General features: G+C 45.0%; 6 protein-coding genes, 1 tRNA gene and 1 other annotated feature. Of the genes, 6 read left to right on the top strand and 1 reads right to left on the bottom strand.

Annotation, left to right across the window (positions count from 1 at the left end):
* Positions 1–32: 32 nt before the first annotated feature.
* Positions 33–980, bottom strand: coding sequence for a YaaC family protein (locus tag LRR81_RS21060; RefSeq protein ID WP_231791384.1), 948 nt, complete (start codon positions 978–980; stop codon positions 33–35).
* Between the two features lie 120 nt (positions 981–1100).
* On the opposite strand from LRR81_RS21060, the gene guaB reads away from it, so the two are divergent.
* The 6 genes from guaB (at position 1101) to LRR81_RS21030 (ending at position 7792) form a co-directional block, all read left to right on the top strand.
* Complete coding sequence (gene guaB, locus LRR81_RS21055; RefSeq protein WP_231791383.1) at positions 1101–2564, top strand: IMP dehydrogenase; 1464 nt, start codon at positions 1101–1103, stop codon at positions 2562–2564.
* A 194-nt stretch (positions 2565–2758) separates the two neighbouring features.
* Complete coding sequence (locus LRR81_RS21050) at positions 2759–4105, top strand: D-alanyl-D-alanine carboxypeptidase family protein (protein ID WP_269448761.1); 1347 nt, start codon at positions 2759–2761, stop codon at positions 4103–4105.
* 217 nt (positions 4106–4322) lie between these two features.
* Complete coding sequence (pdxS, locus tag LRR81_RS21045) at positions 4323–5207, top strand: pyridoxal 5'-phosphate synthase lyase subunit PdxS (RefSeq protein WP_231791382.1); 885 nt, start codon at positions 4323–4325, stop codon at positions 5205–5207.
* A gap of 15 nt (positions 5208–5222) precedes the next feature.
* On the top strand, positions 5223–5810 hold the full coding sequence (pdxT, locus tag LRR81_RS21040) for a pyridoxal 5'-phosphate synthase glutaminase subunit PdxT (protein ID WP_231791381.1): 588 nt from the start codon (positions 5223–5225) through the stop codon (positions 5808–5810).
* 48 nt (positions 5811–5858) lie between these two features.
* Positions 5859–6070 (top strand) — a binding site (T-box leader).
* A gap of 238 nt (positions 6071–6308) precedes the next feature.
* Positions 6309–7586: a serine--tRNA ligase gene (gene serS / locus LRR81_RS21035; protein WP_231791380.1), complete on the top strand. Its 1278-nt coding sequence runs from the start codon at positions 6309–6311 to the stop codon at positions 7584–7586.
* Between the two features lie 113 nt (positions 7587–7699).
* Positions 7700–7792: transfer RNA gene (locus LRR81_RS21030), tRNA-Ser, on the top strand.
* The last annotated feature ends 172 nt before the right edge of the window (positions 7793–7964 follow it).

The raw sequence follows: 7964 nt of genomic DNA, 5'->3' as shown, positions 1-7964 counted from the left end.
CTCCTTTTTAAAATGGGGATAGAGACTATACCTCAGACCATCTCTTCCCCCAAATAACACCAAACCAAATAAGGTACCTTCTCCTCTGTAATCTCCAGAAACTGCGTAATATAAACAAGATCATCACTGGAATGGCTCAGGAGGAGATCATACCACCATTCTGTTTCATATCTGGAAATCATCCCTAGGTTATACAAGATTAAATAATGCGAAAGCAATTCAGGGAGAGGAAACAAGTCTTCCTCTATATTAGGCAGTGCAAAAGATTGCTCCTTCTGGCTGAACATGAGCTTCTGGCTGAAGAAGGGATTTATTTGCCGGCTGCTGGTGAAGGTGGCATATTCTTCATTTAAGGTTAGGTTTTCAAGTGAAAAGCCAAGCTCTTTTCCTAAACGTTCTGCAAACCGCTGTGGAGTAAGATGATAGGTGTCTGCCATATGAATAGGCAGCTTCCATCTTTCCTGCTCTCTGGTTACATATGACAGGTGAGCTTTGCTGCCGAGAAGGACAAAAGATTGTTCCATTTCAGGTATTTTTTTCATTAAAGTATGCATGGAAAATTTGTCTGCTTCGACTCCTTTTAAGTCAAAGAGTTTAAAGCAGGCATGGGCATAGAGGCCGTTTTTCTGAATTTTTACTTCATCAGAGAGAAATTGATAGTGCTGTTTTTTCTTTTTTCTTGTAGTGACGCCATGGGCCAGAACGGATGAGGTTTCCGGATAGTAAGGATCAATGGTCAGGATACAGGCTTTTAGGAGCTGGACGAGTCCATAAAAATAAAGGATTGGCTTCAGCTGAACAGGGGCTATTTTTCCCTGCTGAAAAAAGCTTTCAGCATGCTTAAGTGCGTATGTAAACGGGTAGCTGTTTTGATAGGCGCATTCGCTGGCATTGGGAATGCCCAGCTTTTGGTACTTTCTTTCAAGACCATTTTGAACAGCATGGGTGGAGAGGAAGATATGGAATTTGGACCAGGTCATGCAAAAATCCCTCCGATTTCTTATTTTCTAAAAATTTAATTATTTTTCCTGTCCTTGACAGCTTCTTGTCGGTATTGTTAATCTACTAATAATATTTTGCCGAGTTAAGGGGGATTTTATATGTGGAATAATAAATTTGCTAAAGAAGGCTTGACGTTTGATGATGTTCTTTTGGTCCCCGCTGAATCAGAGGTTCTGCCGAGAGATGTAAATTTGCAGGTTGAATTGACACCGACCTTGAAGCTGAATCTCCCAATTATCAGTGCTGGAATGGACACTGTTACAGAAGCACAGATGGCGATTGCCATGGCGCGGCAGGGGGGTCTTGGGATTATTCACAAAAACATGTCGATTGAGCAGCAGGCAGAGCAGGTCGATAAAGTAAAGCGGTCAGAGCGCGGCGTTATTACGAACCCTTTCTTTCTGACACCTGATCATCAAGTATTTGATGCTGAGCACTTAATGGGCAAGTACCGGATTTCCGGTGTTCCGGTTGTAAACAATGAGGACGAGCAAAAGCTTGTGGGCATTATTACTAACCGCGATCTTCGGTTTATTCAGGATTATTCCATTAAAATCTCTGATGTGATGACAAAAGAGGGGCTTGTGACAGCTCCGGTAGGAACAACTCTTGAGGAAGCGGAAAGGCTCCTTCAACAGTATAAAATTGAAAAATTGCCGCTTACGGACGAAAATGGCATACTAAAAGGCCTTATTACGATCAAGGATATTGAGAAAGTGATTGAGTTTCCGAATTCCGCGAAGGATCAGCAGGGACGTCTTTTGGCAGGTGCCGCTGTCGGTGTGACAGCTGATACAATGGTTCGGGTAGAAAAGCTTGCAGAAGCAGGTGTTGATGTAATTGTCGTAGATACGGCGCACGGCCATTCAAAAGGCGTTTTGGAAATGATTAAAAAAATCCGTACCGCTTATCCTGATTTGAATATTATTGCAGGAAATGTGGCGACAGGCGAAGCAACAAAGGCGCTGATCGAAGCAGGAGCAAACATAGTAAAAGTAGGCATTGGACCTGGTTCTATTTGTACAACCCGAGTTGTGGCAGGAGTCGGCGTTCCGCAGATTACGGCTGTTTACGATTGTGCAACAGAAGCAAGAAAGCACGGTGTTCCGGTGATCGCTGATGGCGGAATCAAGTATTCAGGAGATATTGTCAAAGCTCTTGCAGCAGGCGGACATGCTGTCATGCTCGGCAGCTTGCTTGCCGGTACGACTGAGAGTCCTGGGGAAACGGAAATTTACCAGGGCAGAAGATTCAAAGTATACAGAGGCATGGGTTCAGTCAGTGCGATGGAAAAAGGAAGCAAGGACAGATACTTCCAGGAAGATAACAAGAAGTTTGTTCCTGAGGGCATTGAAGGGCGGATTGCTTATAAAGGCCCTGCTGCTGAAACCATTTATCAGATGGTCGGCGGATTGCGTTCCGGAATGGGCTATTGCGGGTCAAAAGATCTTGAGGAGCTTCGCGAGAAATCGCAGTTTATCAGGATGACAGGCGCAGGATTAATTGAAAGCCATCCGCACGATGTGCAGATTACGAAGGAATCGCCAAATTACTCCAGGTAATCCAAGTTGTAATCAAATAACGACTTTTTGACAGAGTCACCTGACTCTGTCTATTTTTTTTGGTTTCATTATGATAAAATTGAATTTGTTGTGTAAAAATAGCCCCTAAAAAGCTGTTTTTCAAAGTATTTTATAAATGGGCAGACAACTTAATAGAGAGATAGATTTATGAATAATCCACGGAGGTAATCAGTTTGAGCATCATGAAATTAAAGCGTTGCTTCGCAGTCCTTTTGGCCGTTACTTTAGTCTTCAGTTTAATTACCCCTCTACGGCAGGCATCAGCCGCATCTGATCCAATCAGCATAAGTGCAAAAGCCTCCATCCTTGTAGACGCCGCTTCCGGAAAGATTCTTTACGGAAACAATATTGATGAACAGCTTCCGGTTGCCAGCATGGCTAAAGCCATGACAGAGTACCTTGTGCTTGAGTCAATACATAAGGGTAAAATTAAGTGGGATCAAACCTATACACCAGACGAATACGTTTATAAGATTTCCCAGATTCGCGGATTGTCAAACGTTCCTCTTAGAAGAGACGGTTCCTATACAGTCAGGGAGCTTTATGAAGCAATGGCGATTTACTCTGCAAACGGTGCAGCAATTGCACTTGCAGAAGTGATAGCCGGTTCAGAAACAAACTTCATAAAAATGATGAATGACAAGGCTAAGCAGCTCGGCTTGAAACGATATGAGTTTGTAAATGCAACAGGCCTTGAAAACAGCGATTTAATGGGTATGCAGCCGGAAGGAACAACGGCAGACCAGGAGAACACAATGTCTGCAAGAGACATGGCCCTTCTTTCTCAGCGCCTTATCACGGATTATCCTGAAATGATTGAAACAGCAAGCATTTCCCGCAAGACTTTTAAAGAAGGTACAGATATGCCGAACTATAACTGGATGCTGAAAGGATTAATTTATGAGTATCCAGGAGTTGACGGTTTGAAAACAGGTTCAACTTCTTCAGCCGGTTCTTGCTTTACTGCTACGGCAAAGCGCGGAAACATGCGCGTGATTTCCGTTGTGCTGAATGCTACAGACGGAACGGGCGATATTAAAACACCGCGTTTTAAAGAAACAAAGAAATTGCTTGATTATGCTTTTAATAACTTTACAGTTGAACAGCTTTTCCCGAAAAACTATCAATCCAAAAAGCAGCCAACTGTTCCTGTTGTGGACGGAAAAGGGAAAGAAGTTGCGATTCAGACAAATGCCCCAGTAGAAATGGCGATGCATAAAGGCGAAAAAGAGAACTATGAGCCGAAGCTGATCATCGATAAAAGCAAGCTGAATGACAAGGGCGAGCTTTCAGCACCTGTGAAAAAGGGTGCAAAAGTCGGTGTGATGAGCGTGGAATACAAAGGGAAAGAAAAACAGTACGGCTACCTGACAGGCAGCAATGCAGGCCAGGCGGATGTTGTAACGAAAGACAGCGTGGAAAAAGCAAATTGGTTTGTTCTGATGATGCGCGGCATCGGCGGATTTTTTGCCGGGATTTGGAATGGCGCCACTTCAGGAATCCAAGGCTGGTTTAAATAATGAAACGAAAGAATCTCTGTTAAAGCAGAGGTTCTTTCTTTAAATTTTCCATTTTTATTCCCGTTTAAAAAGATAGGATTTTCGGGATAGATAAGATAAAATAGAAGATATGATTTTAGAAATAGGCTTCGTCATATTCTTACATCCACCTTATATTTTCGAAAAATTTCGTGGATTTTAGCTATAAAGCCTAATATATTCCAAGGGGGAACCTTACATGACAAATAGAGGGACAGAACGCGTTAAACGAGGAATGGCCGAAATGCAAAAAGGCGGCGTCATCATGGACGTTGTGAATGCAGAGCAGGCAAAGATTGCTGAGGAAGCAGGAGCAGTAGCCGTTATGGCTCTTGAAAGAGTACCGGCTGATATTCGCGCAGCAGGCGGCGTTGCCCGCATGGCAGATCCGACAATCGTTGAAGCGGTCATGCAGGCTGTTACCATCCCAGTCATGGCGAAAGCACGCATTGGCCATATCGTAGAAGCTAGAGTTCTCGAGGCAATGGGTGTCGATTATATCGATGAAAGTGAAGTATTAACTCCTGCTGATGAGGAGTATCATATCAATAAACGTGATTACACTGTACCATTTGTGTGCGGATGCCGTGACCTTGGCGAAGCGACACGCCGCATAGCTGAAGGAGCTTCAATGCTTCGGACAAAAGGCGAGCCAGGAACAGGCAACATTGTTGAAGCTGTCCGCCATATGAGAAAAGTGAACGCTCAAATCCGCAAAATTGCGGGCATGAATGAGGATGAGCTGATGACAGAAGCTAAGCTTCTAGGCGCGCCATATGAGCTGCTGCTTTCCATCAGAAGCGAAGGCCGTCTTCCAGTCGTGAACTTTGCAGCCGGCGGCGTAGCAACGCCTGCTGACGCAGCGCTGATGATGCAGCTTGGCGCTGACGGCGTGTTTGTAGGTTCCGGCATTTTCAAATCAGACAATCCGGCAAAATTCGCCCGTGCGATTGTGGAAGCAACAACGCATTATGAAGATTATGAGCTGATTGCAAACCTGTCTAAAGATCTTGGAACTGCGATGAAAGGCATCGAAATTTCAACATTGCTGCCAGAGAACCGCATGCAGGAGCGCGGCTGGTAAAAGGAGTTTTTCAACATGTTTAAAATTGGTGTTTTAGCCCTGCAAGGAGCTTTCAGAGAGCATATTCGCTCCATTCAGGCCTGCGGAGCAGAGGGGATTGCTGTGAAGAAGGCATCCCAGCTTGATGAACTGGACGGACTGATCATTCCCGGCGGTGAAAGTACAGCGATTCGCCGGCTGATTGATAAATATGAGTTTATGGGCCCTCTGAAAGAATTTGCGGCAAAGAAACCTGTGTTCGGCACTTGTGCAGGATTAATTCTGCTGGCAAAGTCTATTGAAGGACAGGAGGATGCCCACCTTGGCGTAATGGATATAAAGGTGGCGCGCAATTCATTCGGCCGCCAGCGCGAAAGCTTTGAGGCGGAATTGAACATTACCGGTGCAGGAGAAAATTTTGTCGGTGTGTTCATCAGAGCGCCTCATATAGTGGAAGCAGGCGAGGATGTTGAAGTCCTTTGCAAGCATAACGGCCGCATTGTGGCAGCGAGGCAGGGCAACTTTCTTGGATGCTCGTTCCATCCTGAATTGACGGATGATCACCGCGTTACCTGCCTGTTTTTAGAGATGGTAAAAGAAGCTTCTGCTAAAACAGCTGTATAAAACGGTTGAAACTGATCCAAACTTGTAGTAAATTATGTAATATCATAACTTAAAGCATTGATAGGAATCAGTAGCAAGATATTCTTTCTGCAGAGAGCCGGTGGCAGGTGGAAACCGGTGTAAGAAGCTTGTGAATCCATCCTTGAGTGAAATATTGAAATTCAGTAGATATTTCCGGTCATGGCCGTTATCATGTTAGAGCTGGAGAACAATTTGTTCTCAATTAGGGTGGCATCGCGGGTTCAACTCCCGTCCCTTTTATTAGGGACGGGAGTTTTTTATTTTCCAGGCTATGTTAAAGAGGGATGTAGATTTTTCCGCCCTGTTGATTGGAGTGGCAGGCGGGAGACTCCTGCGGGAGCAGCGGGACAGGTGAGACCCCGCAGGCGCTAAAGCGCCGAGGAGGCTCACCGCCCGCCCCGCGGAAAGCGGATGCCTGAAACGGAAATCAACAGCCAAATTTAACAGAGCTATTTTCTAAAAAAAGGAGAGATACGTGTGCTTGATATTAAAATATTGCGCCAGAACTTTGAAGAGGTAAAAAGCAAGCTTCAGCACAGAGGCGAGGATTTAGCGGATTTTGAAAAATTTGAGGATCTTGATAAACGCCGCAGGGAACTGATTATCCAGACTGAAGAATTGAAAAGCAAACGGAACGAGGTTTCCGGCCAGATCGCGAAGATGAAAAAAGAGAAGCAGGACGCGGATCACCTGATTGCAGAAATGCGCGAAGTAGGGGACAAAATTAAAGAATTGGATGATGTTCTTCGTGTGGTGGAAGAATCACTGGAAAATCTGATGCTGTCCATACCGAATATTCCGCATGAAAGTGTTCCTGTCGGCGATACAGAGGATGACAATGTGGAAGTGAGAACATGGGGCGAGCTTCCGGAGTTCAGCTTTGAGGCAAAAGCGCACTGGGATGTTGCCGATCACCTCGGAATTCTTGATTTTGAGCGGGCAAGCAAAGTAACAGGCAGCCGCTTTGTATTCTACAAAGGTCTCGGAGCACGACTTGAAAGAGCCTTGTTCAACTTTATGCTTGATCTGCATGTGGATGAGCATGGATACACGGAAATTCTGCCTCCATTGATGGTAAACAGAGCAAGCATGACTGGAACTGGTCAGCTTCCGAAATTTGAAGAAGATGCGTTCAAAATTACTGAAGAAGATTACTTCCTGATCCCGACAGCTGAGGTTCCTGTGACAAACATGCATCGCGATGAAATTTTGCCGCTTGATGCGCTTCCGATTAACTATGCCGCATTCAGTGCCTGCTTCCGTTCTGAAGCGGGATCTGCTGGACGCGATACACGCGGTTTGATCCGCCAGCATCAATTTAATAAAGTGGAGCTTGTCAAATTCGTTAAGCCGGAAGATTCCTATGCAGAACTGGAAAAGCTGACAGGGCATGCTGAAAAAGTGCTTCAGCTCCTCGGCCTGCCGTACCGTGTGCTGAGCATGTGCACAGCTGATCTCGGGTTCACTGCAGCCAAGAAATATGATCTGGAAGTATGGCTGCCAAGCTATGGCACATACAGAGAGATTTCTTCTTGCTCCAACTTTGCAAGCTTCCAGGCGCGCCGTGCGAATATCCGCTTCCGTCCTGAAGCAAATGCAAAGCCTGAGCATGTGCATACATTGAACGGATCAGGACTTGCCCTTGGCCGCACAGTTGCTGCTATTTTGGAAAACTATCAGCAAGAGGATGGCAGTGTTGTTATTCCTGAAGTGCTTAGACCTTATATGGGCGGAAAAGAAGTTATTATTCCATAGGACTCTGCGATTTAAATAACAGAAATTTTTATGAAAACAATCTTTCTAAAAAAACTTTGAAACAAACGTTGACAAGAATTAATTTATTATGATATATTAATTCTTGTCGATACGGAGGAATACCCAAGTCTGGCTGAAGGGATCGGTCTTGAAAACCGACAGGGGTGTCAAAGCCCGCGGGGGTTCGAATCCCTCTTCCTCCTCCATTTTGATTAACATTAAGCATTTAATAAACGCGCATATAAATTGGAGAATTCGCTGCACAGCCTGTGCAGCGAATTTTTTTCTTTGTGGGCTATTTATTGATTTCCCGCTTTTCAAATCCGTCCTTTCTTTGCGATGTAATGTTGAACCCCCTGCCGGCTGGCAGGGGGTTTG

This window comes from Metabacillus kandeliae, assembly GCF_021166585.1.
In the GTDB taxonomy this organism is placed as follows: Bacteria; Bacillota; Bacilli; order Bacillales; family Bacillaceae; genus Metabacillus_B; species Metabacillus_B kandeliae.
Note: the sequence above shows the minus strand (reverse complement) of the source record. Positions and strands in the feature narration are given on the sequence as shown.

Coding starts and splice junctions, on each gene's coding strand:
- pdxT (WP_231791381.1), top strand. CDS start 5,223: ATGTTTAAAATTGGTGTTTTAGCCCTGCAAGGAGCTTTCAGAGAGCAT.
- pdxS (WP_231791382.1), top strand. CDS start 4,323: ATGACAAATAGAGGGACAGAACGCGTTAAACGAGGAATGGCCGAAATG.
- guaB (WP_231791383.1), top strand. CDS start 1,101: ATGTGGAATAATAAATTTGCTAAAGAAGGCTTGACGTTTGATGATGTT.
- LRR81_RS21060 (WP_231791384.1), bottom strand. CDS start 980: ATGACCTGGTCCAAATTCCATATCTTCCTCTCCACCCATGCTGTTCAA.